The organism is Streptomyces sp. NPDC088387, assembly GCF_044753385.1.
Lineage (GTDB): Bacteria > Actinomycetota > Actinomycetes > Streptomycetales > Streptomycetaceae > Streptomyces.
Window position 1 is genome coordinate 151,098 of record NZ_JBIVNC010000001.1, and the last position, 24,050, is coordinate 175,147.

The 24,050-nt window shown below is 71.3% G+C and carries 23 protein-coding genes and 3 pseudogenes; 8 read left to right on the forward strand and 18 right to left on the reverse strand.

Annotated elements, in window-relative coordinates; genetic code table 11:
* Positions 1-37: 37 nt before the first annotated feature.
* From ACIQAC_RS00675 to ACIQAC_RS00685, 3 genes are all read right to left on the reverse strand, one after another.
* On the reverse strand, positions 38-1,075 hold the full coding sequence (locus tag ACIQAC_RS00675; protein WP_402185726.1) for a hypothetical protein: 1,038 nt from the start codon (positions 1,073-1,075) through the stop codon (positions 38-40).
* A gap of 46 nt (positions 1,076-1,121) precedes the next feature.
* Positions 1,122-1,895, reverse strand: a complete 774-nt coding sequence (locus tag ACIQAC_RS00680; protein ID WP_402185727.1) for a nucleotidyltransferase domain-containing protein — start codon at positions 1,893-1,895, stop codon at positions 1,122-1,124.
* A 124-nt stretch (positions 1,896-2,019) separates the two neighbouring features.
* Positions 2,020-3,117 (reverse strand): hypothetical protein, encoded by a 1,098-nt coding sequence (locus ACIQAC_RS00685; RefSeq protein ID WP_402185728.1) that lies wholly within the window; start codon positions 3,115-3,117, stop codon positions 2,020-2,022.
* Between the two features lie 196 nt (positions 3,118-3,313).
* On the opposite strand from ACIQAC_RS00685, the gene ACIQAC_RS00690 reads away from it, so the two are divergent.
* Positions 3,314-3,727 (forward strand): RidA family protein, encoded by a 414-nt coding sequence (locus ACIQAC_RS00690; RefSeq protein WP_402185730.1) that lies wholly within the window; start codon positions 3,314-3,316, stop codon positions 3,725-3,727.
* A 30-nt stretch (positions 3,728-3,757) separates the two neighbouring features.
* Here the strand turns inward: ACIQAC_RS00690 and ACIQAC_RS00695 are convergent.
* Positions 3,758-4,051, reverse strand: a pseudogene (locus tag ACIQAC_RS00695) (aspartate/glutamate racemase family protein); the annotation flags it as partial.
* Here ACIQAC_RS00695 and ACIQAC_RS00700 point away from each other — a divergent pair.
* A pseudogene (locus ACIQAC_RS00700) lies at positions 4,052-4,393 on the forward strand (FadR/GntR family transcriptional regulator); the annotation flags it as partial. It lies immediately after the preceding pseudogene.
* A 123-nt stretch (positions 4,394-4,516) separates the two neighbouring features.
* On the opposite strand, the gene pip reads toward ACIQAC_RS00700, so the two are convergent.
* The 3 genes and pseudogenes from pip to ACIQAC_RS00715 all read right to left on the reverse strand — a co-directional run.
* Positions 4,517-5,482: a prolyl aminopeptidase gene (pip, locus tag ACIQAC_RS00705; protein WP_402185732.1), complete on the reverse strand. Its 966-nt coding sequence runs from the start codon at positions 5,480-5,482 to the stop codon at positions 4,517-4,519.
* A gap of 37 nt (positions 5,483-5,519) precedes the next feature.
* Positions 5,520-6,230 (reverse strand): uracil-DNA glycosylase, encoded by a 711-nt coding sequence (locus tag ACIQAC_RS00710; protein WP_402185733.1) that lies wholly within the window; start codon positions 6,228-6,230, stop codon positions 5,520-5,522.
* Between the two features lie 27 nt (positions 6,231-6,257).
* Positions 6,258-6,683, reverse strand: a pseudogene (locus ACIQAC_RS00715) (YfcC family protein); the annotation flags it as partial.
* A 311-nt stretch (positions 6,684-6,994) separates the two neighbouring features.
* Between ACIQAC_RS00715 and ACIQAC_RS00720 the strand changes: the two are divergent.
* A complete protein-coding gene (locus tag ACIQAC_RS00720) occupies positions 6,995-7,600 on the forward strand; it encodes an RNA-binding S4 domain-containing protein (protein WP_402186914.1) in 606 nt (201 codons plus the stop codon).
* Between the two features lie 147 nt (positions 7,601-7,747).
* Here the strand turns inward: ACIQAC_RS00720 and ACIQAC_RS00725 are convergent, their stop codons facing one another.
* From ACIQAC_RS00725 to ACIQAC_RS00735, 3 genes are all read right to left on the reverse strand, one after another.
* Entirely contained in the window at positions 7,748-8,266 is a 519-nt protein-coding gene (locus ACIQAC_RS00725) for a DoxX family protein (protein ID WP_402185734.1), read from the reverse strand.
* 139 nt (positions 8,267-8,405) lie between these two features.
* Positions 8,406-9,089, reverse strand: coding sequence for a class I SAM-dependent methyltransferase (locus ACIQAC_RS00730; RefSeq protein WP_402185735.1), 684 nt, complete (start codon positions 9,087-9,089; stop codon positions 8,406-8,408).
* Between the two features lie 182 nt (positions 9,090-9,271).
* Positions 9,272-10,216 carry an acyltransferase domain-containing protein gene (locus ACIQAC_RS00735; RefSeq protein ID WP_402185737.1) on the reverse strand — a complete coding sequence of 315 codons (945 nt, stop codon included), beginning with the start codon at positions 10,214-10,216 and terminating at the stop codon, positions 9,272-9,274.
* Between the two features lie 119 nt (positions 10,217-10,335).
* On the opposite strand from ACIQAC_RS00735, the gene ACIQAC_RS00740 reads away from it, so the two are divergent.
* On the forward strand, positions 10,336-10,635 hold the full coding sequence (locus ACIQAC_RS00740; RefSeq protein WP_402185739.1) for a DUF6343 family protein: 300 nt from the start codon (positions 10,336-10,338) through the stop codon (positions 10,633-10,635).
* Positions 10,636-10,683: 48 nt separating this feature from the next.
* On the opposite strand, the gene ACIQAC_RS00745 is transcribed toward ACIQAC_RS00740, so the two are convergent.
* The 4 genes from ACIQAC_RS00745 to rpsA form a co-directional block, all read right to left on the reverse strand.
* Positions 10,684-11,064, reverse strand: coding sequence for a tetratricopeptide repeat protein (locus tag ACIQAC_RS00745; protein WP_402185741.1), 381 nt, complete (start codon positions 11,062-11,064; stop codon positions 10,684-10,686).
* 91 nt (positions 11,065-11,155) lie between these two features.
* Positions 11,156-11,776 (reverse strand): dephospho-CoA kinase, encoded by a 621-nt coding sequence (gene coaE, locus ACIQAC_RS00750; protein ID WP_402185743.1) that lies wholly within the window; start codon positions 11,774-11,776, stop codon positions 11,156-11,158.
* An 81-nt stretch (positions 11,777-11,857) separates the two neighbouring features.
* Positions 11,858-12,796 (reverse strand): PAC2 family protein, encoded by a 939-nt coding sequence (locus ACIQAC_RS00755; protein ID WP_402185744.1) that lies wholly within the window; start codon positions 12,794-12,796, stop codon positions 11,858-11,860.
* Between the two features lie 278 nt (positions 12,797-13,074).
* Positions 13,075-14,580: a 30S ribosomal protein S1 gene (gene rpsA / locus ACIQAC_RS00760; RefSeq protein WP_402185746.1), complete on the reverse strand. Its 1,506-nt coding sequence runs from the start codon at positions 14,578-14,580 to the stop codon at positions 13,075-13,077.
* 365 nt (positions 14,581-14,945) lie between these two features.
* Between rpsA and ACIQAC_RS00765 the strand changes: the two genes are divergently transcribed.
* The gene (locus ACIQAC_RS00765; protein ID WP_402186915.1) at positions 14,946-15,779 is read left to right on the forward strand and encodes a class I SAM-dependent methyltransferase; all 834 of its coding nucleotides are present in this window, start codon (positions 14,946-14,948) and stop codon (positions 15,777-15,779) included.
* Between the two features lie 76 nt (positions 15,780-15,855).
* Positions 15,856-18,360, forward strand: coding sequence for an ATP-dependent helicase HrpB (hrpB, locus tag ACIQAC_RS00770; protein WP_402185747.1), 2,505 nt, complete (start codon positions 15,856-15,858; stop codon positions 18,358-18,360).
* On the opposite strand, the gene ACIQAC_RS00775 is transcribed toward hrpB, so the two are convergent.
* The 3 genes from ACIQAC_RS00775 to ACIQAC_RS00785 form a co-directional block, all read right to left on the reverse strand.
* Complete coding sequence (locus tag ACIQAC_RS00775; protein ID WP_402185749.1) at positions 18,350-19,342, reverse strand: DUF3068 domain-containing protein; 993 nt, start codon at positions 19,340-19,342, stop codon at positions 18,350-18,352. The genes hrpB and ACIQAC_RS00775 overlap by 11 nt on opposite strands.
* A 21-nt stretch (positions 19,343-19,363) precedes the next feature.
* Positions 19,364-19,498: an SPW_0924 family protein gene (locus ACIQAC_RS00780; RefSeq protein WP_402185750.1), complete on the reverse strand. Its 135-nt coding sequence runs from the start codon at positions 19,496-19,498 to the stop codon at positions 19,364-19,366.
* 150 nt (positions 19,499-19,648) lie between these two features.
* Complete coding sequence (locus tag ACIQAC_RS00785) at positions 19,649-21,391, reverse strand: lytic murein transglycosylase (protein WP_402185751.1); 1,743 nt, start codon at positions 21,389-21,391, stop codon at positions 19,649-19,651.
* 344 nt (positions 21,392-21,735) lie between these two features.
* On the opposite strand from ACIQAC_RS00785, the gene ACIQAC_RS00790 reads away from it, so the two are divergent.
* Positions 21,736-22,581: a DUF4184 family protein gene (locus ACIQAC_RS00790; protein ID WP_402185753.1), complete on the forward strand. Its 846-nt coding sequence runs from the start codon at positions 21,736-21,738 to the stop codon at positions 22,579-22,581.
* Positions 22,582-22,825: 244 nt separating this feature from the next.
* Here ACIQAC_RS00790 and ACIQAC_RS00795 read toward each other — a convergent pair whose 3' ends face one another.
* Positions 22,826-23,182 carry a hypothetical protein gene (locus ACIQAC_RS00795; RefSeq protein ID WP_402185755.1) on the reverse strand — a complete coding sequence of 119 codons (357 nt, stop codon included), beginning with the start codon at positions 23,180-23,182 and terminating at the stop codon, positions 22,826-22,828.
* 55 nt (positions 23,183-23,237) lie between these two features.
* Here ACIQAC_RS00795 and ACIQAC_RS00800 point away from each other — a divergent pair, with 55 nt between their 5' ends.
* Positions 23,238-23,987 (forward strand): DUF899 family protein, encoded by a 750-nt coding sequence (locus ACIQAC_RS00800; RefSeq protein ID WP_402185756.1) that lies wholly within the window; start codon positions 23,238-23,240, stop codon positions 23,985-23,987.
* Positions 23,988-24,050 lie beyond the last annotated feature (63 nt).

Consider the following 24,050-nt stretch of genomic DNA (forward strand, 5'->3'; position numbering starts at 1 on the left):
ACGATCGTGTTTCGGCCACGTGACATTCGGCCGGAGGTCAGGCCTCGCTGTCCGACCACACACTGCTCATGAGCGCCCGTCGTGGTTCCGGTGCCGGCAGGCGGCGGAACTGTGCGGGCCCCTCACGGTGGATGCAGTCGACGCCGTAGCGATGAAGCAGGTTGATGTCCTGCGGCAGCGGGGCCCGGGGGAAGAGACCGGCGAGGCGGTGCGCGGGTTGCGGGCTGTACGGCGCGTAGTCGAGAAGTTGTCCCAGAGCTTGGCGCACATGTGCGTGTTCGGCCGTGCTCTTCGCCTCGATCACTTCCGCCCCGTCGGCTCCGTGGACGTAGAGATCGCTCACGCCCGAAGGGCAGAAGAACCGATGCGCGGACCGGCCCGAGCCACGCAGGAACTCCCGGTACTCCCTGACGAGTCCGGCCTCCCGACGGTCGACGACGATCATCCGGCCGGTGCGCCGATAGCCCGTCCGAAGCGTACGCAGTTCCTCGGCCGCCGCGACACGGATCGCGGCCCGCTCCTCGGCCACGCGGTCGCGAGAGAGCGGTGCCATCGCCGACTCCCATTCCGTGCCGGGTGTAATCATGAAGTCCTCGAGGACGGACCGCGCCTTTTCGCCACGGAGAACCAGCTGGCCGGGGAAGTTGAATGCGGGGCTGTAGCCGATGGACGAGTTCAGTTCGGTGTAGGTGAAGTTCGCCGGAAACACGTCAAGGAGGCTGTACACAGTGTGCCAGCTCGGCCCTCCGGGCTGCGGCGGCCAGAGCCGATCGGCGAACGCGCCGTTGCGGAAGATCGCTCCGACCTCTCCTATAGCGCGTACCTGATTCTGCCCCGTGAACAGCACGACGTCGCCGGTGCCGACATCGGCGAACTTCTTGTCGTGCGCTGGGGTGGCGCCCCAGAAACGGGCGTGACCCTCGGGATGCAGGGCCTCAAGCCGGGCTCGCTGGTCACGTGTCACCAGTTCGTCGTAGCGCGGCTCGGTGAAGGCGACCGGACGATCGACCGTGTCGGCCCAATGACGCCGCGTTTCAGTACTGCCGTACGACGGCGAAATGAGCACCAGTGTCATGTGTTCTGCTTTCCTCGGGAAGTGGCGTCCTCGTAACCGCCGTCCGTCAACTGCTCGTGGTCTCAAGGAGTTCCCGCGCTGCGGTGATCGCCTCGGCCAGCGCGTCCGGTCCCGATTCCGTGGCCATGCCCCCGAGAATGCCGTCCGCCGCCCGAAGTCCCGCCTGCTCCAACAGACGCTTCTCATTGGTCACCCACTCACCCCGGTGGGCGAGAACGGCATGGGCGGCCTGAGTCATCGCCACCGCGATGGCCCCGGCCACCTCTGTCCGCCGCCCGGCGGGTGCGTGATGGGCCATGGCATAGTCGAGCGTGGCGCGGGCCACCCCGAGCCAGCGGGCGTGGGCGCTCGCGCGCAGCTTCTCCGGAAAGGCCGCCGGCCGCGCCAGAGTCCCGTACAGCACCTGGTTGATGGCGAGTTCGGCGACCAGGAGATACGTGGGGATACCGGCCAGGTGGAAGAGCAGCGCCTCCACCTGGTAGCGGCCCTCCTCCGCCTCCGCGAGAACCCGTTTCACGACGTCGAGGTCGCGGTAGTGCACGTCCACGCGTCGCCCGTCGATCGTGAGCCAGGCCCCGCCGTTGAACACCCCGCCGCCCCACCCGCCGACCTCGAACACCTCTCCCTCCCAGCCGATCGCGCGGAGGTCGGCCGGGTCGAAGGGGCCGCGGTAGTAGACGGCCATGTCCCAGTCGCTGTCGGGACGGTGGGTGCCCTGGGCACGGGAGCCGCCGAGGGTGACGGCCTCGACCGTCGCAAGCGCGGCCAACCGGTCGGTGACCGTCCGCAGGAAGGCGGTCTCGTCGCTCAACTCCGCCATGACCACTGCCTTTCCCACGAACTCGAACGCCGCCCGGCCGAATGTATCGGCTGGTCGGTCGTGGCCCGACCTGATTTACGGCCGGTGCCTTCTCCTCCGCCGGGCAACTCGACGAACCCCTGCGTCACATACGGCCGATGCCGTCGCGCACAACGAAGGTCATGTGCTGAATGTGACCCATTTTGATCCACATCTCGGCGTTGCCCGAACCCTTCGGTCCCTCCTCCTCCGCGCACTTCTGCATCCACTGTTCGCCTTCGCTGTAGCCGGCACCGCGGAACGGCCCGGCCTCCGTCATCGAACGCGCCGCGGCGCGAACCCGGTCGGCGCGATCGGGGCCCCCGCGCAACGGCGCTCGAGCGATGAGAAAGCTGTCTGGTGTGGTGTACCGGAACAGGCCCGATGGCGGACCGTACCGATGGGCGAGCGGAGGGATGCCGGCGGCGCCGGCATGTTCCACGGAGTAGTCGCCGTACACCACGGAGCGCGGTAATGAAGGCCGGGCGGCGTGCACACTTCCGTGGAGGTGGTGGTCGTGGCGCGGCACCGCGTACATGCCCGGGGCACCGGGGCCGTCCTCGGGTGAGCGAGGGAAGGCCCCGGCGACGAGTACCACCGTGCGCCAGCGCCGCAGTGTGCCCAGCACGTCGACCGCGGCGATCGCGCTCTTGACGCTTTCGTCGCCGAACGCGACGGCACCCATGTCCAGAATCAGATCGGTCGTGGACGGCTGGAGGCAGAGGCGGTCGACCATGTCCAGCAGGCAGGCCGCGCTGTGCTCTTCCGGTGGCTCGTCGACCAGCAGGCGTATCCCCAGACCGCGGCCGCCGAGAAAGGCCAGGTCCGCGGTATGGCGCTGCAAGGTGGGGTCGCGTTCGGGACCGGTCACCAGACGCAGGTTGCACCTGGACGCCAGCCGCCACAGGGCCGCCGCCGAACCTCGGACCCGGCTCTCGACGTGCACGGCGTCGAGCCACCCCGGCATCGAGTCGGTGGCCTCGACGAGCCTGTCCACCTTGGGCGTCAGCCACCTCTCCAACTCCGCCGGATCGTCGTTGGGGTCGAGGTCGTACCGCTCGTCCCGGGGCCGCTCCGGACCGTGGTGCGGTGTCAGTGTCCAAAGAGGTTCCGTGCGCCGCCGTACTCGAGGGTCCAGGGCCTCGTACGCGGCCCAGGCCCGCGGTCGGACGGGCAATACCGGCACATACGTCGGCTCGACCATCGCGGCTCCCCCTCGGACCCCTCGCCCGTCGAACTGCTGTCGCCCTGGGCACAGGGTGAGTGGACATGGTTCGTACCGAAAGAGCGCAGTTCTGGCCAGAATCGGAGCGAAAGCGGTGCGCCGAAAATTCGGATGCCTTTGCCGCAGGCAGCCGCAAAGATCCTCAGGTTGGCCACCGTCCGTCCAAGGAGCCGCCGTGATCAAGCGTGTGACCGTTCCCAGCCTCTTTCCGCCGCCGGCCTACTCGCACGTCTCCGTGGTCGAGGCGGGTGCCAAGGTGGCCTTTCTCGCCGGTTCCGTGCCGCTCGACCGTGAGGGGCGGTTGGTGGGGGAAGGCGACCCCGTGCGGCAGGCGGAGCAGGTGATCAGCAATCTGCGGGAGCAACTGCACGCCGTCGGGAGCGGCTTGGAGCATGTGGTGTCGACCGATGTGTATGTCGTGAGTGGTGACACGGCCGCGCTTTCGGCCGTGTGGGAGGTGGTGGAGGCGTCCGGCCTGAGCGCCGGGCCGCATGCGTCGACGCTGCTCGGGGTGGCCTGCCTCGGGTATCCGGGACAGCTTGTGGAGATCACCGCGACGGCCGTGGTGCCGGAGGGCGACCGTCCCTGAGCGACGGGCACATGCGACCGCGGGTGCCGCTCAACCGTCCCTCCTCCCCCACACCCTCCCCTTCGCCAGCGGCCGCGCATAACCCCCGACCCGGCTCGTCGACAGGCCCAGCCCCACCAGCGACTCCGCGAGTTTCACCGCCGCGCCCAGCCCGTCCACCACCGGAACACCCAGCTTCTCGCCCAGCGTGCGCTGGAGGCCGGTCATGCCGGCGCAGCCCAGGACGAGGACCTCGGCGCCGGCGTCGAGGGCGTGCTGGGCCGCGGCGAGGAACGCGGTGGTGGTGCGGGTCCCGGCGGTGAGTTCGAGGACGCCCAGCCCGGTCTCACCGAGCTGGCCAAGCTGCTCGACCGCGCCGCCGCCGCGACGGAGGCGGGGGACGCGGAGACCATCACCGACATCAACACCCGCTTTCACGACCGCATCCTGGCCACCGCCGGCAACCATCTGCTGATCTCCGTGATGGAACCCGTCGACGGCCGCCTGCGCTGGCTCACCCGGCGCAACGAGGAGTGGCCGCACCTGCTCACCGAACACCGCGAGCTGTACGAGGCGATCGCGTCCGGCGACCCGGATCGCGCCCGCGCCCACGCGCTGGGGCACGTGCGCGCCAACTACGAGTCGACGGTCCGGCACCTGTTCGGGGAAGCCACGGAACCACTTTAGGATTCGGCAAGCCTCCGAATCACTTCAGGGTTCGGCAAGCCTCCGAATTACTTCAGGGTCGGCAAGCCTCGGAATCACTTCAGGAATTGGGCCACTTGTCGATACGGCCGACCGCAAGCCGGCTCACGACGACCTTCCGTACCTGTCCGTCGCCGCGATCAGCAGCTCCGCCGTCCCCGGTGCCCCCGCGTTGTGCCCCACCTCGTCCACCACGAACAACTCGCTCCCCGGCCAGGCGTGATGCAGCCGCCACACGGTGCCCTGGAGGTTGCCGAAGTCCAGGGCGCCCTGCACGAGCGTGCCCGGAATCCCCTCCAGCAGCGGGGCGTCACGCAGGACGACACCCTCGTCGTTGCCCTCGCCCAGGAAGTGGTCCTGGCCCCAGTAGTGCGTCACGGTACGGGCGAAGCCCATCCGGAACACCGGGTCCTCGTACCGCGGCACCGAACGAGGCGGCGCCGGTACGATCGCCGTCTCCCAGTCCGTCCAGGCCCGCGCCGCGCGCTCGCGTACCGCCGGGTCGGGCGATTCGAGCAGCCGGTGGTAGGCCGCCGCGAGGGAGCCGTCCCGCTCGTCCCGCGGAACCGGTTCCAGGAACCGGGCGTAGGCCTCGGGGAAGATCCTTCCCAACCCCCTGGTCATCAGGGCGACTTCGGGGTTCGCACCGGTGGCTACGCCGGCCAGCACCAGCTCCGAGACGGCGTGCCGATGCGTCTGCGCGTACCGCAGCCCCAGCACCGAGCCCCACGACACGCCCCACACCAGCCACCGTTCGATGCCGAGGTGCCGGCGCAGCAGTTCCAGATCGGCGAGGACATGGGCCGTCGTGTTGACGCTCATGTCGGTGTCGTAGGCGCTCGCGTGCGGTGTCGAACGTCCGCAGCCCCGCTGGTCGAGCAGCACGATCCGGTAGACGGCCGGATCGAAGTAGCGCCGCATGCCGGGCGAGCTGCCGGAGCCGGGACCGCCGTGCAGCACCAGCGCGGGCTTGCCGTGTGGGTTCCCGCAGACCTCCCAGTGGACGCGGTTGCCGTCACCGACGTCGAGCATGCCCTGGTCGTACGGTTCGATCTCCGGGTAGAAGGTCACCGCGGCACGCTAGCGGCCCTGTGTCGCAGGCGTCGCCTCAATCAACGGGTCCGGGCGCCCGTGGGGTCAGACCCGCCGTCCGTGCGGCCGCGCTCAGCACCTCCCGCAGCATCTCCGGGGTGAGGCGGCCGGTGAAGGTGTTGCGCTGGCTGACGTGGAAGCAGCCGAAGAGATCCAGGCCGTCGAGCCGTACGTGTGCCCCGTGGGCGAAGGCCGGGCGGGGGCGCGGCAGACTCACGCCGGACTCGGCGAGGGCGGGGAGCGTGGCCTGCCAGCCGAAGGCGCCGAGGGCGAGCACCACCCGCAACGTCGGCCGCAGCAGACGGAGTTCGTCGACCAGCCAGGGACGGCAGGTGTCGCGTTCGCCGGGGGTGGGTTTGTTGTCGGGTGGCGCGCAGTGGACGGGCGCGGTGATGCGGACGCCGTGGAGTTCGAGGCCGTCGTCGAGGGAGACGGAGGTCGGCTGCGACGCCAGGCCGACGTCGTACAGCGCCTGGTACAGCACGTCTCCGGAGCGGTCGCCGGTGAACATCCGTCCGGTCCGGTTGCCGCCGTGGGCCGCGGGTGCGAGGCCGACGATCAGCAGCCGCGCGTCCGGCGGCCCGAACCCGGGCACCGGCCGGCCCCAGTACGTCCAGTCGGCGAAGGCGGCCCGCTTGACCGCCGCGACCTCCTCGCGCCAGGCGACGAGGCGGGGGCAGGCGGCACAGTCGGCGACCCGCGCGTCCAGTTCGACGAGGCTGTCCATGCCCCCACCGTCCCCCACGGACCCGTACTACGTCCAAGCGGCCCCCAACGCGACGAACCCGCAGATGAGCACGGACAGAATCGCCAGGAGCGGCGTCACGAACCGCAGGTACTTGTTGTAGCCGACCTTCGCGAGGGCCACACCGCCGATGGTGACCGCGGTCGTCGGCACCCAGAGGGTCATCCAGCCGCTCGCGGACTGCCAGGCCGTGACGACGACCGCGCGGGAGACACCGGCGAAGTCGGCGAGCGGGGCGAGGATCGGCATGGCGAGCGTGGCATGGCCGGACGTGGACGGGATCAGGAACGCCAGCGGCAGATTGACCAGGAAGACGAGGATCGCGAAGACCCCGGACGAGGTGTCCTCGACGACGCCCTCGATGGAGTGCAGCACGGTGTCCGTGATCTGCGCGTTGTTCATGATCACGGTGACCCCGCGGGCCAGCACGATGACGGTGCCCCGCCCCCGCCCCGCATCCGGAGTGGGCCGGCGAGGTGCCGTGCCCGGCGGACCCCGGCCCCGCCCCTCGTCGGAAAACACCTCCGGCTCACCGGCACCGGCCGACTAAGGTCGACGCCATGGCTTCCGAGAACACGGACGACATCAGGGGCAACCGGGGCGATGTGCGTGCCGGTGGGGATGGGCGTGCCGGCGAGGGTGCGGGTGCCGGTGGGGGCGGGATCGCCGCCGGTGCGGGTGCCGGGGTGGCCGCGGCTTCCGGTGCGGGTGCCGGGGTGGCCGCGGCTTCCGGTGCGGGTGCCGGGGTGGCCGCGGCTGCCGGTGCAGGTGCCGGGGCGGCCGCGGCTTCCGGTGAGGTCGGGGCAGCGCCCTCGGGCGAGTCCGGCACGGCCGGGTCACCGTCTGCCGGATCACCCTCTGCCAACGCCGACGGACCCGGTGCCGACGACCCGAAGATCGCCGCCGCCATCGCCGCCGCGAAGGCCGCCGCGCCGACCGGTGGTGAGAGCGTGCGGATCGACAGCTGGATCTGGTCGGTACGCCTGGTGAAGAGCCGTTCCATCGGTGCCGCCGCCTGCAAGGGCGGGCACGTCCGGGTCAACGGGGAGCGCGTGAAGCCCGCCCACTCACTGCGCGTCGGCGACGAGGTGCGTCTGCGCAACGAGGGCCGGGACCGGGTCGTGGTGGTCAAACGCCTGATCCGCAAGCGCGTGGGCGCCCCGGTCGCCGTCCAGTGCTACATCGACAACAGCCCGCCGCCCCCGCCCCGCGAGGCCATCGCACCGGCCGGCATCCGGGACCGCGGGGCGGGCCGCCCGACCAAGCGCGACCGCCGCGACCTGGAACGCCTGCGTGCGCTGCGCGGTCTGGGCACCAACTTCGGCGACCCGGGCCGCCCGGCGGGTCAGTGACCCCACGGCCGAGGTGACCGGCCCGAGGACGGCGGACGCGGCGCCGCCGACGGCCGTATCGGCCATCGGCGGTGTCTCGGCCGGGCAGGACCCGCGGGCCCTGCCCGGCCGTAACCGATACGGCCGTAAACATCACGGCCGTGACCGTCAAGCACCTCGCGGGCCCCGCCCCAGCAGCCGGGCCAGCTCCACGTTCTGCCCACGCCGTGCCCAGGCGATCAGCGCCAACGGCACGATGAGGATCAGCGGTGTCGCCGCGTACTCGCCGCCGAAGTAGACGACCTGCACCACAAACGCACCCACCATCAGCGCCGACAGCCCCATGGCCGCCACCGACTGCGTCACCGGGATCAACAGCCCTATCGCACCGGCCAGTTCCAGCACACCGACGGCGTACATCCCCGCGCTGCCCCAGCCCATCTCGTGGAAGGAGTCGGCGGCGGAGGCGTGCGCGGTCAGCTTGGGCAGTGCGCTGGCGACCGCGAAGAACAGCGCGAGCAGCACCTGTAGTCCACGCAGCGCGATACGGGCGCGGCGGCCCCGGGCCGTCGGCGACTCGGCGATGACGGGACGGGTACCCGCGGCGAGCGAACCGCCGGAGTGGCGGTCCGGCGCGACGGCGGTGGCGGAAGCGGTGGAGGCGACGGAAGCGGTGGTCTTCGACATGGGGGTCTCCTGAGTGAAGCGGTCCATCCTGCAATCACAGAGGTAGACCCCCGCCGCTGCCCGAACTCATCGCCTCCGGCGCGGACATCATTCCGAATGCCGTTCCGTCCCGGTCATCCCCGTCCGCACGCCCCGGCGCTCACCCCTCCGCCGGCACCGCCCGCACCCATATCCGGTCCTCCGTCAGGTACTTGTCGACTCTGAGGCCGGCCTCCGCCAGCACGTCCTCGAACTGCTCCCGGGTCAGGGGCCGCGCCAGGAAGGTCTGCGTCCAGGCGGCGTCCGGGAAGTCGTACTCGGCGCGGACCGAGTTGACGCCCTCGCCCACCGGTTCCGACGACACCATACGGACCGTGAAGCCGCTGGGGTCGACGCGCTCACGCGGCAGATCGGTGTGGTAGTCCTCCCCTTCCCGCTGGACCAACACCCGGCCGCCCGGCGCCAGATGGCGGACGCAGGCGCGCAGCATGCCCCGCCGTACGTCGGCGTCCCCGTTGTGCACGAGGAACGACGCGAGCAGCACCACGTCGAACGTCTCGTCCAGGTCCAGGTCCTCGATGGGGCTGCATATCGTCCGTGCACCCTTGACGCGTTCGAGCATCTCCGGGGACTCGTCGACCGCCGTGACCGTGAAGCCGCGCTCCAGCAGCGGGTGGGTCATCCTGCCGACCCCGCTGCCCAGTTCCAGAATCCGGGCGCCCGCCGGAACGGCCGCCGCGATGATGTCCGGCTCGGCGCCGACCGGCAGCCGTGAGTAGAGCTCCACCGCGCAGCCGTCCGGAGTGATCGCCCCCGGGCCCGTACCCTCGTATCCCTCTCGCATCTCCACCCTCATGCCCGTCCAACGGCCCGCCGCCGCAAGCCCGTTCCCCCCTCGAACACCTTCACCCTTTTGAGTGATGTGCGCGCAGGCGGGCAACCCTTGGGCGGGCCACCCTCACGGGCAGGCATCCCTCACAGGCAGGCAGCTCTCACGAGCAGGCAGCCCTCATAAGCACGCACCCCTCACCAGGGAAACCAGCCGCGCCGGACGTACCAGTGGCCGCCCGCCCGCAGATGGTCACCGACGGCGCGCTCCACCGCCGTACGCCGTGGCAGCTCCGCGATCGCCAGTTCCGGGTCGCCGAACACGAACTGCACCGGCGTCCGGTCGGCCGGCTCGACGTCCTCCTGCTCGACGTCCTCCGGCACCACGTGGAACCGGTCCTGGAACCGGACGATGTTGGACTCGGCGGACAGGTACCGCTTCAGCTGCGGGTCGAGCAGCCAGGAGTGGCAGACGCCCGCCACCGGCGGCTCCTGCGGGTAGTACCGCGCGAAGAACTCCCGGGCGAGGGTGATGGAACGGTCGCATGCGGCCGGGGACAGCGGCCCGTGGAAGTCGGGGATGTGGAGGCTCAGACACGGCGTCCCGGGCGCCACGTCGAGGCCGGCCGCGGGGAGCGCCCGTGATCCGGGTCCGCCGAGCCGCGCCCGCTCGAACTGAAGCCGCCCGAGCTGGTACAGCTCGCCGCGGAAGTGCCGGCTGATCCACCAGGGCACGTGGAACCCGGTCCGTCCATGGCGTCGGCGGTGGACCGCCATGTTCCGCCCCAGATCGGCGAGGGTGCGGCGCGAGACGTCCGCGGGAATGCCCAGTTCCTGGTGGTACGCGCGCGTGCGGGGCGCGGTGGCGACGAACACGTACACCGCGAACAGGCCGCCCAGCGCCTCGGGTCCCTCGGCGACCCGGTCGGCGAATCCGTCCGGGCTCCACTCCCCGCCGGTCATGTCGGCGGGGTCGATCACACCGATGTCGCGCCCCAGTTCCTCGACGCACTCCTCCAGCAGACGCATCGCGCCGGCGTCCGCCGTCAGCGTGCGCTGCCCTGCCACGAGCTCGTTGATGTCCTCGTGCGACACACCGAGGTCGAGGAGCACCTCGGGAAGGTCGTCGACATCCGGCAACACAGAGCCACCCCCAGTAAGAAAGCCTCCGCGCCCTCCCCGCGCGGGCCGCTCACCAGCGACGACCGCCCTTTGAGAACGCCCCACCGAAGAGTACGTTGCAAGCAAGGAGCCGTGATCCCATGCCGAGACGTACGGGCAACGAGCCGCTGACCGCGCGCAGCGCACTGCGGGCGCGTTTCTGGCTGACCGTGTGGGGGCTGATCTGGGCGGTCTTCGGAACCGTCGCGTTCGCTGTGGCCGGGCGTCCGGGATGGGCGATCGCGTGCGGGGTCCTGTGGCTGGTGATCACCGTGGACATGGCGATGGTCCTGCGTCACATCCGCCAGGGCCCGCACTACCAGCCGGGCCGGGACATCCCCCCGTACGAGCCGGTCCGCCCCGCGTCGAACACAGGCTCCAAGGACCGCAAGAACCTCTAGGCCTCCTGGGATCCCCAGGACCCCAGCACCTCCAGGAACCCTGGGACGTCAGAGATCGAACTGCGCGGCCTTCAGGTACTGCGGGTTGGGGTCCAGCGCGGCGGCCAGCCGGAAGTGGCGCTTGGCCTGGTCGGGCCGCCCCTGCCGCTCGTAGGTGCGGGCGAGCGCGAAGTGCGCGTAGGCGTTGTCCGGCTCGCGCTCCAGGACGACGGTGAACTCCAGCTCGGCGGGCCGCAGTTGGGCGGCGGCGAAGAAAGCTCGCGCGCGCAGCAGCCGGGCGGCGGTGTTCTCGGGGTGTGCGGCGATGACTGAGTCGAGCAGTTTCACCGCGCCCCGCGGATCCCGCGCGGCGAGCAACTGCTCGGCGGCACGGAAGTCGATGACATGCGTCTCCGGTGTACGTCCGGTCGATCCGCTGGTGTCGGGCACGGCACAGTCCTTCCCTCTCTGGAAGGTTTCAACGCCCGCGCGGGGCGCCGCTATTCCTCGCCCGCGATTTTCGCGCCCGCGCGGAGCCCTGTTACGCCCGCGGCGGCTGTGCGGAGCGCCGTGCTCGGTCTTCGAGCTCGGCCCACACCTCACGCACCCGGCGCTCCAGCTCGTCGAGCGGCACGTCGTTGTCGATCACGATGTCGGCGATCTCCAGACGCTTCTCGCGCGTGGCCTGGGCGGCCATCCGCGCGCGGGCGTCCTCCTCGGTCATCCCGCGCAGCCGGACCAGCCGGTCCAGCTGGGTCTCCGGGGCCACGTCGACGACGATCACGACGTCGTACAGCGGCGCGAGGCCGTTCTCGGTGAGAAGGGGTACGTCGTGCACGACGACGGCGTCCTCGGCGGCGGCCGCCTCCAGCTCGCTGGACCGCCGGCCCACCAGGGGGTGCACGATCGAGTTCAGTACGGCGAGCTTGTCGGGGTCGGCGAAGACGACGGACCCCAGCCGGGGCCGGTCGAGACTGCCGTCCGCCGCGAGCACGTCAGGGCCGAAGGCCTCGACGACGGACCCGAGCCCCGGCGTACCGGGCGCGACGACCTCGCGCGCGATGCGGTCGGAGTCGATCAGGACGGCACCGCACTCCACGAGGAGCCGCGACACCTCGCTCTTGCCGGCGCCGATCCCGCCGGTCAGGCCCACCTTCAGCATGAGCCGAAGCTTAGGGCCTGGTACCGGCGCCCGGACCGGGCGCCCCCGGGAGCCAGGTGGGACAAGGAGGCCTCGGGGGCCTCAGTTGTCCCCTTCCCGCTCCGCCAGGAACCGCTCGAACTCCAGCCCGATCTCGTCCGCGGACGGGATCTCGACGGGCTCGGCGAGCATGTTGCCGCGGGTCTCCGCGCCGGCGACCGCGTCGTACTGGTGCTCCAGGCCCTGGACGAGCGCCGTCAGCTCCTCGTCGCCCTCCTGGATCTGCCGGTCGATCTCCGTCTGTGTGCGGTGGGCGTCCGTGCGCAGGGCATGGGCGATACCGGGGAGAACCAGGCCGGTGGCTCCGGTGATGGCCTCCAGGACGGTGAGGGCGGCGTCCGGGTACGCCGAGCGCGCGATGTAGTGGGGCACGTGCGCGGCGACGCCGAGGACATCGTGACCGGCCTCCATGAGGCGGTACTCGACCAGCGACTCCGCGCTGCCGGGCACCTGGGCCTCCTCGAAGGGGCTGGTGTGGCCGGGGACCAGCTCGGAGCGGTTGCCGTGCGGGGTCAGGCCCACGGGGCGGGTGTGCGGGACGCCCATGGGGATGCCGTGGAAGTTCACCGTGAGGCGTACGCCGAGTCGCTCGACGACCTGCTGCACGGCGGCGGCGAAGCGCTCCCACTCGACGTCCGGTTCGGGGCCGGACAGCAGCAGGAAGGGTGCGCCGGTCGCGTCCTGGACGATCCGGACCTCGATGGCGGGCTCTTCGTAGCCCGTCCACCGGTCGCGGCGGAACGTCAGCAGGGGCCGGCGGGCGCGGTAGTCCACGAGCCGGTCGTGGTCGAAGCGTGCGACGACCTGGTGCGGCAGCGAGTCGAGCACCCGGTCGACGATCTGGTCACCGGTCTCGCCCGCGTCGATGTATCCGTCCAAGTGGTAGAGCATGACAAGACCGGCCGACTCCTGGGCGAGCGCCATGTCGACGACGGCCAGCCCCTTCGGCTCCCACGTGTACAAACCCTGCGGATCAAGCACAGTGACCGCTCCTCCTCGTTGTTCCTCATCAACAACGTGACGCGGAGCACCGACATTCCCACCCCCGGAACGCTCCTGCATTCCCCAACCCGCAGGCTCCGGGTCACAGACCGAACGCAGGGCGTCGGCAACGCCGAGAAGGGGCGCGGGGAACTACGCGACCAGCCACAACGCACCCGCGCCCAAAGGGCCACCGAGCCACCCCGGAAAACGCTGAAGGCCCCGCACCCAAAAGGTGCGGGGCCTTCAGTTACCGGCTAAGGCTCAGCGGCAAGCGCTCAGCTCTGGCCACCCGCCAACTTCTCGCGAAGCGCGGCAAGCGCCTCGTCCGAGGCAAGCGCACCGGAGTTGTCCGGGCCCTCGGAGGAGTACGAACCGCCGCCGCCACCGGACGCGGCCGGAGCCGCACCCGCCGCGTCGCCACCCTCGGCGGCCGCCGCGGCGTCCGCCTCGCGGGACTTGATGACCTGGGCCTGGTGCTGCTCGAAGCGCTGCTGCGCCTCGGCGTACTGGCCCTCCCAAGCCTCGCGCTGGGTCTCGTAGCCCTCGAGCCAGTCGTTGGTCTCGGGGTCGAAGCCCTCGGGGTAGATGTAGTTGCCCTGGTCGTCGTACGACGCGGCCATGCCGTACAGCGTCGGGTCGAACTCGACCGAGGCCGGGTCGGCACCGAAGGACTCGTTGGCCTGCTTCAGCGACAGCGAGATCCGGCGACGCTCGAGGTCGATGTCGATGACCTTGACGAAGATCTCGTCGTTGACCTGGACGACCTGCTCCGGGATCTCCACGTGGCGCTCGGCCAGCTCGGAGATGTGGACCAGACCCTCGATGCCCTCGTCCACGCGGACGAACGCACCGAACGGAACCAGCTTCGTGACCTTGCCGGGCACGACCTGGCCGATCTGGTGGGTCCGGGCGAACTGCTGCCACGGGTCTTCCTGGGTCGCCTTCAGCGACAGGGAGACACGCTCGCGGTCCATGTCGACGTCGAGAACCTCGACGGTGACTTCCTGGCCGACCTCGACAACCTCGGACGGGTGGTCGATGTGCTTCCAGGAGAGCTCGGAGACGTGAACCAGACCGTCGACGCCACCCAGGTCCACGAAGGCACCGAAGTTGACGATCGAGGACACGACGCCGGAGCGGACCTGACCCTTCTGGAGGGTCGTGAGGAACGTCTGGCGGACCTCGGACTGGGTCTGCTCCAGCCAGGCACGGCGGGACAGGACCACGTTGTTGCGGTTCTTGTCCAGCTCGATGATCTTGGCCTCGAGCTCCTTGCCCACGTAGGGCTGGAGGTCGCGAACACGGCGCATCTCGACCAGGGAGGCCGGGAGGAAGCCGCGGAGGCCGATGTCGAGGATGAGACCACCCTTGACGACCTCGATGACGGTACCGGTGACGATCCCGTCCTCTTCCTTGATCTTCTCGATGGTGCCCCAGGCACGCTCGTACTGGGCACGCTTCTTCGAGAGGATCAGGCGGCCTTCCTTGTCCTCCTTCTGAAGGACAAGGGCCTCGATCTCGTCACCGACGGCGACGACCTCGTTCGGGTCGACGTCGTGCTTGATGGAGAGCTCGCGGCTCGGGATGACGCCTTCGGTCTTGTAACCGATGTCGAGCAGGACCTCGTCCCGGTCGACCTTCACGATGACGCCGTCGACGATGTCGCCGTCGTTGAAGTACTTGATCGTCTCGTCGATCGCGGCGAGGAAAGCTTCCTCGTTACCGATGTCGTTGACCGCTACCTGCGGGGTGGTTGCGGTGGTCTCGGTGCTGCTCGTCATGTGGGAAAGGGCTCCGGTACGGACATTGAAGTCGTAGGTACTGCTTACGCCGGGAGCCCGTTTCGCTCTGAAGAAGCCGGACAGCCTAGGAAGCGCCACCGAAAAACACTGGTGACGCCTCGACAACCGAGGGGACATACAACAGATGCGAGCGCAGCCTGCTACGTCTGAGGAGCGCAGGCCCGCAGCGCAACTTGTAGCATACGGGGGCAGCCGGGCAGGGTCAATGCGCGAAGACGCACACCCGGGGCGGATCGCCGCATACCCGGCACAAGAGCCGTCCCAGGAGGCCACGTAGGCCTGAGAGACCTCTTTCGTGGCACCGCCCGAACCCGGCTGGACGGAAGAGTACGACGAGGGAGCCGATCATCCAAGAGTCCGTATCGCCCGAGCCGGCCTTCGAGCCACCCGAGCCGGAGGCGACCCGCCGTGACGCCGGCGTCGCGGAGAGTTCCCGCGCCAACCGCGGCTGGTGGGACCGCAACGCGGACGAGTACCAGATCGAGCACGGCACGTTCCTGGGGGACGACCGTTTCGTGTGGGGGCCCGAGGGCCTCGACGAGGTGGAGGCCGAACTGCTCGGCCCGCCGGAGGACCTGAAGGGCAAGGACGTACTGGAGATCGGCTCCGGGGCCGCCCAGTGCTCCCGCTGGCTCGCCGCCCAGGGCGCGCGCCCGGTCGCCCTGGACCTCTCCCACCGGCAGCTCCAGCACGCGCTGCGCATCGGCAGCCCGTTCCCGCTCGTGCAGGCGGACGCGGGCGCGCTGCCGTTCGCGGACGCCTCCTTCGACCTGGCCTGCTCGGCGTACGGGGCGCTGCCCTTCGTCGCCGATCCGGTGCTGGTGCTGACGGAGGTGCGGCGGGTGCTGCGGCCGGGCGGCCGGTTCGTGTTCTCGGCGACGCATCCGATCCGCTGGGCGTTCCCGGACGAGCCGGGCCCCGAAGGGCTCACCGTCTCGTCCTCCTACTTCGACCGCACTCCCTATGTCGAGCAGGACGACGACGGCCGCGCGGTGTACGTCGAGCACCACCGCACCCTGGGCGACCGGGTCCGGGACGTGGTGGCGTCCGGCCTGCGGCTGGTGGACCTGGTCGAGCCGGAGTGGCCGTCCTGGAACACATCGGAGTGGGGCGGCTGGTCACCGACGCGCGGCCGGCTGATCCCGGGCACGGCGATCTACGTCTGCGCACGGGACTGACCCCCCTCATATAGAGGACGGTTTCCGAGCCCCCTCCTGAGGACTCCGGTTTCCCCGGGCGTACGACACTGGGTGCGTGATCCGCCACGACGCCCTCGACGCGCTGCCCGTACGCACCGCCCTGCCCGCCCTGCGCGAGGCCCTCGACGGGCCCGGGACCGCCGTCCTGGTCGCGCCGCCCGGCACCGGCAAGACGACGCTGGTGCCGCTGGCGCTCGCCGGGCTGCTCGGCGACGGCCCCGCGCGGCGGGTGGTCGTGGCCGAGCCGCGGCGGATCGCGGCCCGCGCGGCGGCCCGCCGTATGGCCTGGCTGCTGGGCGAGAAGGTCGGCGACAGCGTCGGCTACACCGTGCGCGGCGAGCGGGTGGTGGGGCGCCACGCGCGCGTGGAGGTCGTCACGACGGGTGTGCTGCTCCAACGTCTCCAGCGGGACCAGGAGTTGGCCGACGTCGATGTCGTGATCCTCGACGAGTGCCATGAGCGGCATCTGGACGCGGACACAGTGGCCGCGTTCCTGTGGGACGTACGGCAGGCGCTGCGGCCGGAGTTGCGGCTGGTGGCGGCGTCGGCGACGACGGACGCGGATGGCTGGGCCGGGCTGCTCGGCGGGGCGCCGGTGGTGGCCGCCGAGGGGGTCGCGCATCCGGTGGAGGTGGTGTGGGCGCCGCCTGCCCGTCCGGTACGGCCGCCGCACGGGATGCGGGTCGATCCGGCGCTGCTGGCCCATGTGGCGTCGCTGGTACGGCGGGCGCTGACCGAGCGGTCCGGGGACGTGCTGTGTTTTCTGCCCGGCGTGGGCGAGATCGCCCGGGTCGCGGGGCAGCTCGGGAACCTGGGCGGCGTGGAGGTGCTCCAGGTGCACGGCCGGGCGCCGGCGGCGGTGCAGGACGCGGTGCTGGCTCCGGCGGCGGGGCGGCGGGTGGTGCTGGCCACGTCGGTCGCCGAGTCGTCGTTGACGGTTCCGGGCGTGCGCGTGGTCGTCGACTCCGGGCTGGCGCGCGAGCCGCGGGTGGACCACGCGCGCGGGCTGAGCGCGCTGACGACGGTACGGGCCTCGCAGGCGGCGGGGCGGCAGCGGGCGGGGCGGGCCGGGCGGGAGGCGCCGGGCGCGGTGTACCGGTGCTGGGCGGAGGCGGAGGACGCGCGCCTGCCGCGCTTCCCGGCACCGGAGATCAAGGTGGCCGACCTGACGGCGTTCGCGCTCCAGACGGCGTGCTGGGGCGATCCGGAGGCCTCCGGGCTCGCTCTGCTGGACCGGCCGCCCGCCGGGGCGATGGCCGCGGCGCGCGAGGTGCTGACGGCGGTCGGGGCGGTGGACCCGGCGGGACGTGCCACCGCGCGGGGCGCCCGCCTAGCGCGTCTGGGGGCGCATCCGCGCCTGGGGCGCGCGCTGTTGGACGCAGCGCCCCTGGTGGGCGCGGAGCGGGCCGCCGAGGTGGTCGCCCTGCTCAGTGAGGAGGCGCCGCGCGAGTACGGCGACGACCTGGCCGCCGCGCTGCGGGCCGCCCGGCGCGGCGGTGACGGCTATGCCGCGCGGTGGCGTGCCGAGGTGCGGCGACTGCGGGCCGTCGCGGAGGAGGCGTCCGGCACACCGGCCGGCGCGCCGGAGGGGGAACGGCTCGTGGGGCTGGTGGCCGCGCTGGCGTTTCCCGAGCGGGTCGCGCGGGCCGACGGCGGTTCGTATCTGATGGTGTCGGGGACCCGCGCGGAGACCGGTCGGGGCAGCGCGCTCGGCGGGGCGTCCTGGATCGCCGTGGCCGTCGCCGACCGTCCGGTGGGCCGGGGGCACGCGCGGGTACAGCTCGGCGCGGTCGTCGACGAGGAGATCGCGCGCCGCGCGGCGGGGGCCTTCGCCGACGAGCGGGACGAGGTGCACTGGGCCGACGGGGACGTCGTCGCACGCCGGGTGGAGCGGCTGGGGGCCGTCGAGCTGACGGTGCGGGCGCTGCGGAACGCCGACTCCGGCCTCGTACGGGAGGCGCTTCTTGAGGGGTTGCGCAGGGAGGGGTTCGGGTTGTTGCGGTGGTCGCCGGACGCGGTGGTGCTGCGGCAGCGGCTCGCCTTTCTGCACCGGCGGCTGGCCGGGCCGTGGCCCGATGTCGGCGACGACACGCTGTACACGCGTGTGGACGAGTGGCTGGAGCCGGAGTTGAGCCGGGCGCGGCGGCGGGCCGATCTGGGGCGGATCGACGCGGGTGCGGCGCTGGGCCGGCTGCTGCCCTGGGCCACGGGTGAGGCGGTGCGGCTCGACGAGCTGGCGCCGGAGCGGATCACCGTACCGAGTGGGTCCAGAATCCGTATCGACTACGGCGACCCGGGGCAGCCCGTGCTGGCGGTGAAGTTGCAGGAGATGTTCGGGCTCCAGGAGTCGCCGGCCGTCGCCGGGGTGCCGTTGCTGGTGCATCTGCTGTCGCCCGCGGGCCGCCCGGCCGCGGTGACGGCCGACCTGGCGTCGTTCTGGAAGGACGGCTACAAGGGCGTACGGGCGGAGTTGCGCGGGCGGTATCCGAAGCATCCGTGGCCGGAGGACCCGGCGGGTGCCGAGCCGACGCGGTACACGAACGCGCGGCTCAGGCGGTGACCGGCTGTGGTTCCGTGGCCTGTTCGGGCGCGGGGTCGCCGGGGCGGCGGCCGCGTGCCTCCAGGTACAGCGCGAGGGCGAGCAGCAGGACGCCCAGGGAGAGGAAGCCCCAGGGGAGGTACGAGGTGAGGAGCAGGACGAGAGTGCGGTTGGACTTGACCAGGTCGACCGTGGACTCGATGTAGTCCTCGCGCATCTTCACGTGCCCGGAGAACGCCGTCACCTTGTCGCGGTCCCCCAGGAGGGTGCCGCCGCGCAGTTCCTCCTTGTGGATCTCCTCGCCGTAGACGGGGGCACCGGTGAGCGGTTCGACCCAGAACTTGCGGACCGTGGTGTACCAGCGGGTCGTACCGGTCTCGGCGATCGACTCGGGTGTGACGCCCTCCACGGGCAGGACCTTGGGGAAGGGCACCTTCGTCCAGGGGATGGTCTGCTCGAAGTAGTAGACCTCGACACCCCGGAAGTCCTGGGTGCCCTTGTAGTGGATGGGGGCGGTGATGCGGGCCTGCGCGTCGAAGTACTCGTAGTCGCGTTTCTCGGTCAGGAAGGGCCATTTGAACTCGATGCCCTCGCGGCGGACCCGGTCGCCGTCGACCATCTCGCCGGTGGCGTGGACGGGTTCCTGGGTGTGGGCGTCGAAGATGTAGCGCTCGGGGACCTTGGAGACCATCTCGCCGTCGGCGTCCTGGACGTAGGACAGGCTGTCCCAGACGACGACGTCGCGGCCCGCGGTCTCCTCGATCTTCTCGGAGGCCTCCACGTTGCCCTTGAGGGTCTGCACGATGGTGACCTTGGGGACCGTGCGGGCCTGCATGGTGCCGTAGTCGAGGAGCGTGGCGTCCTTGGCCTCCAGGACCATGTCCTGGTACTGGTTCGCCGGGACCTTGGCGAGGCGCGGGAAGGCGTACCAGCGCATGAGGGGCGCGAGCGCCGCGAAGAACACGGCGAGGGCGAGCAGGACCAGGCCGGACTTTCGGCGCATCTCGGCCTCCCTCCGGGGCGGTTACGGGTGTGCGGGGACCGTGGTGAGCAGCGGTTTCGGCGAGGTCTTTCCGGTCGGGGAGCCGGCCGCGGTGAGGGCCAGGACCAGGCCGAGCGCGAGGACGAGACCGGTCGCGGCGGCGATCAGGGCGCGCATGCGGGGCCTCCCGGTGTCGGACTGCGGAACTGAGGGACCGTCAGGTCCGGCACCGTAGCAACGCGCGCGTGAGATGAGAACACGTCGTACAGCACAACGAGGGCGCCCCTCCACCGAAGTGGAGGGGCGCCCTCGTGCGGGATGTGCTCGCTACGCGCTGGGCGACGCGGAAGGGCTCGCTTCGGCGCTCTCCGACGTCGACGGGGTCGGCGTTGGGTCCGGCGCCTTGGTGACGGTCAGCTCCAGGGTCAGCGTGGCGCCGCCCGTGGTCGTGACACGGAGCAGGTACGTGCCGTCCGCGTCGTCCGCGTAGAGCTTCGGCAGCTTCAGGCGGCCGTTCGCATCCGTCGCCAGGTCCGTCAGGGTGCGTACGGCCTTGTTGTCGGCGTCCTTGAAGTAGGGGCCCTTGTCGTTGGCGGTCGGGTCGTCCGCGGACTTGACGAGCGTCGCGGTGGCGGCGACCTTGTCCGCGGCCGCGCCCTTGTACGTCGCGTCCAGGGTGACGTCGTCGGCGAACTCGCCGCCCGCGACGCAGGTCAGCGCCTCGGTGCCGACCCGGGTAAGGGCGTCGGCGGCACGCGCGGTGACACTCGCCTTGAAGTCGGGACCCGGTACCGAGCGGCCGACGAGAGTGGCGCGGACGACCAAGTCGCCCGTCTTCTCGCCCGCCAGGAGCGCGGGCGCCACCGCCTTGCCCGAGGCGTCGGTGACGGCCACGGCGACCTTCTCGCCGCCGGTGAACGTGGTGTCGGTGTCGCCGACGACGGTGAACCGGACGCGGACCTTCGCGACGGCCTTGTCGGTCTTGGTCTCGGCCCGCGCGGTGATCTTGCCGTCGAACGCGTCGCCCGCCATGGCGGTGAGCTTCGTGGTGCCCGCGTTCTCCAGGTGGTGGACCGTGTCGGTCGGCGTGGGCGTGGAGGTCGGCGGCGGCGTGGACGGCGGAGTCGTCGGCGGCTTGGACGGCGGCGTCGACGGGTTGCCGGAGTTGCCGGGCTTCGGGTTCTGGGTGCTCGGCGGGTTCGAGGCGGGCGGCGTGGTGCCGGGCGGGTCCGTGTTGTCGCTGCGGTCGACCGGAAGCGTGCCGGTGCCGTCCGGGATCTCGTGGGTGCCCTCGCGGTAGTAGTCCAGCCAGGACAGGACCGTGTTGAGGTACTCCGTCGAGTTGTTGTAGCTGAGGATCGCGCTCTTCATGTCGCCCGTCGTCGCCAGGTCCCAGCCGTTGCGGCACAGGTAGTGGCCGGCGGCGAGCGCGGCGTCGTAGATGTTGTTCGGGTCCTCGCGGCCGTCGCTGTTGCCGTCGCGGCCGGCCCAGGCCCAGGTGGAGGGGATGAATTGCATGGGGCCGACGGCCTGGTCGTACGTCGCGTTGCCGTCGAAGGCACCGTCGTCGGTGTCGCGGATGAGGGCGAAGCCGTTGCCGTCGAGCTGCGGGCCCAGGATGGGGCTGATGGTGGTGCCGTCCGCGTCGACGTTGCCGCCGCGGGCCTGCCCGGACTCCACCTTGCCGATGGCGGCGAGGAGTTCCCAGGGGAGGTTGCAGCCGGGCTTGGAGCTGCGCAGTTCGGCCGCCGCCTGCTGGTAGGCGTCGAGGACGGTCGCGGGTATGCCCGCCTGGGCGTCGCCGGTGGCGACCGGCGTGCCGTCGGCCGTGGTCGTGGGCGAGGGGGTCGGGGTGGTCAGCGGCGGCAGGTCCGTGTAGTACGGCGAGTTGCCGGTCGCGCTGTCCGCGCTCGCGTCGGACGAGGACTGGGAGTCGGCGGTGCTCTGTCTGCCCTGATCACCGGCTGCGACGCCGGGCGCCTGCGAAGCGGACAGTGCCGCCACCGCCGCCGCGGCCAGGGCGGTGGTCGCCGCTCCCTTGCGAAGCCGACTGCCGAATTGCGCCGCCATGAATGGAACCCCTCCCATGGACGCCCGAGCGCCCGCCTCTATCTGCGGTTCAAGCCGTGTTGTTGAGCGAGTGCTCGCAGTGCCGCACTCGCTCTTGTGTGACGACCGGGGCGCCCCGAAAGTTGCACCCGCGACATCCGGACCTTCGCCCGGCGCCTCGGCCCACGCGACCCTACGACAACTTCCTTTGTGCAGGGACCCGTTCCTGCCCGATTTTCACCACTTGGCCACATGCCGTTGTCCACCTGTCGGCGCCCAGGCTTCCACGGCCGTCCCGGATACTGAAGGGCGCATTCGATCACGGAACCGGAATCCCCGGTGAACGTCCGCCCCAGGGAGCCCCTTTGCCCTTCACCCTCAGCCACGCGGCGGCCGTGCTGCCCGCCGTCCGCGCGGACGGAACCGGTCGCGGCCCGTTGGTACCGGCCGTGTTGGTCGCGGGCTCCTTCGCGCCCGACATGACCTATTACGCGGCGAGTGTCCTGTCCGGGGCGATGGAATTCGGCGACGTCACGCACTCGTTCGCCGGCGTCTTCACCGTCGATGTGCTGATCGCCTGGGCGCTGGTCGGTCTCTGGCTGCTGGTGCGCGAGCCCCTCGTCGCCCTGCTGCCGCGCGCCCGGCAGAACCGGGTCGCGACGCTGCTGCGGTGCGGGGCGCCACGCGCGCGTGTCCGGCCGTCCACGGCCGCGCGGTGGGCCGCGCGTTGGTACGTGTCCGCCGTCGTCGGCTCGCTGACCCACGTGGTGTGGGACGCCTTCACCCACCTCGACCGGTGGGGCATGCGGGTCTTCCCCGTCCTGGGCCGTGAGGTGGCCGGGTCGCCGCTGTACTGGTACTTGCAGTACGGGGGGTCCGCCGTGGCCGCCGTTGTCATCGCCGTGTTTGTCGTGCACGCGCTGCGCGGGGTGGCGGCTGCCGAGCCGGTGGGGGTGCCGTCGCTGTCGCGGCGCGAGCGGTGGCTGGCCTGTGTGGTGATCTGCGGCTGCGCCGCGGGGGCGGCTGTGGAGCGGGCGGTGCGGTGGTGGGCGGAGTTTCGGGATGTCGCCAAGCCGTGGGAACTGATTCCGACGCTGTGTTTTGGCGGGGGCGCGGGGTTGGTGGTGGGGGTGCTGGTGTACGCGGTGGCGGTACGGGGGTGGCGGCGGCCGGCTCGGGTTGGTGGGGGGAGGGAGCGGGTGGGGGTGTGAGGGGTGGGGGGGTGCGGCGGGTGTGGGTGCGTTGCTGGGTGCGGGTGCGTTGGGGCTTGTCGCGCAGTTCCCCGCGCCCCTGAAGGGGTGGTGCGGGTGCGTTGCCGGGTGCGGGTCTGTTTGGGCTGAGCGCGCAGTTCCTCGCGCCCCTGGGGGGGAGTGTGGGGGGGCGTTGCCGGGTGCGGGTGCGTTTGGGCTTGTCGCGCAGTTCCTCGCGCCGCTGAGGGGGTGCTGGCCGTGGGTGTCACTGTGGTGTGTTCGGGGTTCCTTTGCCGTGGGCTCCTGCCGGGGTTGGGGCTGTGAAGACCGTCAGGGTGTGGGGTGGGCGGGTGCGTGGCAGGTGGGCGATCAGCAGGGTCAGGTGGCCGCGGGCCAGGTCGGCCCACAGGCGCCAGACGGGCGGGTCGCCGGGACGCGCCGGGACCGGCTCCCTCGTCGCTTTCACCGGCGTGCAACGGCTGCGGAGATCCTTCGCGGTGTGACGCAGGGCCTCGGCCGGGCCGATGGCGAGGCGGGCGGTGCTTGCACCGGCGGCGAAGGCCGGCACCGGCGGAGGCGGCGTCGACGACGCCGGCCGGCGGTGGAGCATGCGTATACCCATGGCGGCATCTTGACGGCCCGAGCACCCGGGGGGCGTTTTCGCGGGGGCCAGGTGAGTGACGGCTCTCCGGGGTCATCGCGGTGAAAAGCCCTCCTACCAGGCACTTCGCCACGCCGACCGACGGGCCCGGCGGGCGGGCATAGGCTGGCTGGACACGAGTCGGGTCCGGGCCCGCGAGGAGCTGCGGCAGGCCGAGATCGAGCTGATGCACCGGGGGGAGCGCGTCGCCGAGCTGCGGCTCCGGCTACCACCCGGCCCCGTCCTCGATGACTACGTCTTCGAGGAGGGCCCCGCCGATCTGGCGGCCGGCGACTCCCCGGTACGGCACGTGCGGCTGAGCGAGCTGTTCACGGCCCCGGGGCGCGAGCTGTTCCTCTACCAGATGATGTTCGGCAAGGCGGACACGGAGCCGTGCCCCATGTGCACGATGTGGTGCGACGGACTCAACGGCGTGGCCCACCACCTCACGCAGAACGTCGACTTCGCGGTGGTCGCCGCCGCCGACCTGCCCGCCCTGCGCGCACACGCCCGAAGCCGGAACTGGACGCGGCTGCGGCTGCTCAGCGCCGCGTCCAACACGTTCAAGTACGACCTGGACAGCGAGGACGCCGAGGGCCGTCAGGACTCCACGATCTCGGTGTTCACCCGCGACGACGACGGTTCCGTAAGGCACTTCTACTCGGCGCATCCCCGGATGTCCGAGGACGTCGAGGAGCGCGGCACCGACCTGATCGCCCCGGTGTGGCACGTACTGGACCTGACCCGGCGGGGCCGGGGCGACTGGTATCCGACGCTCGACTATTGACCTCGGCCGGCCACTTGAGCCCGGCCATTGCGCCAGTCCTACGGTCACCCTGGCCATTGCGCC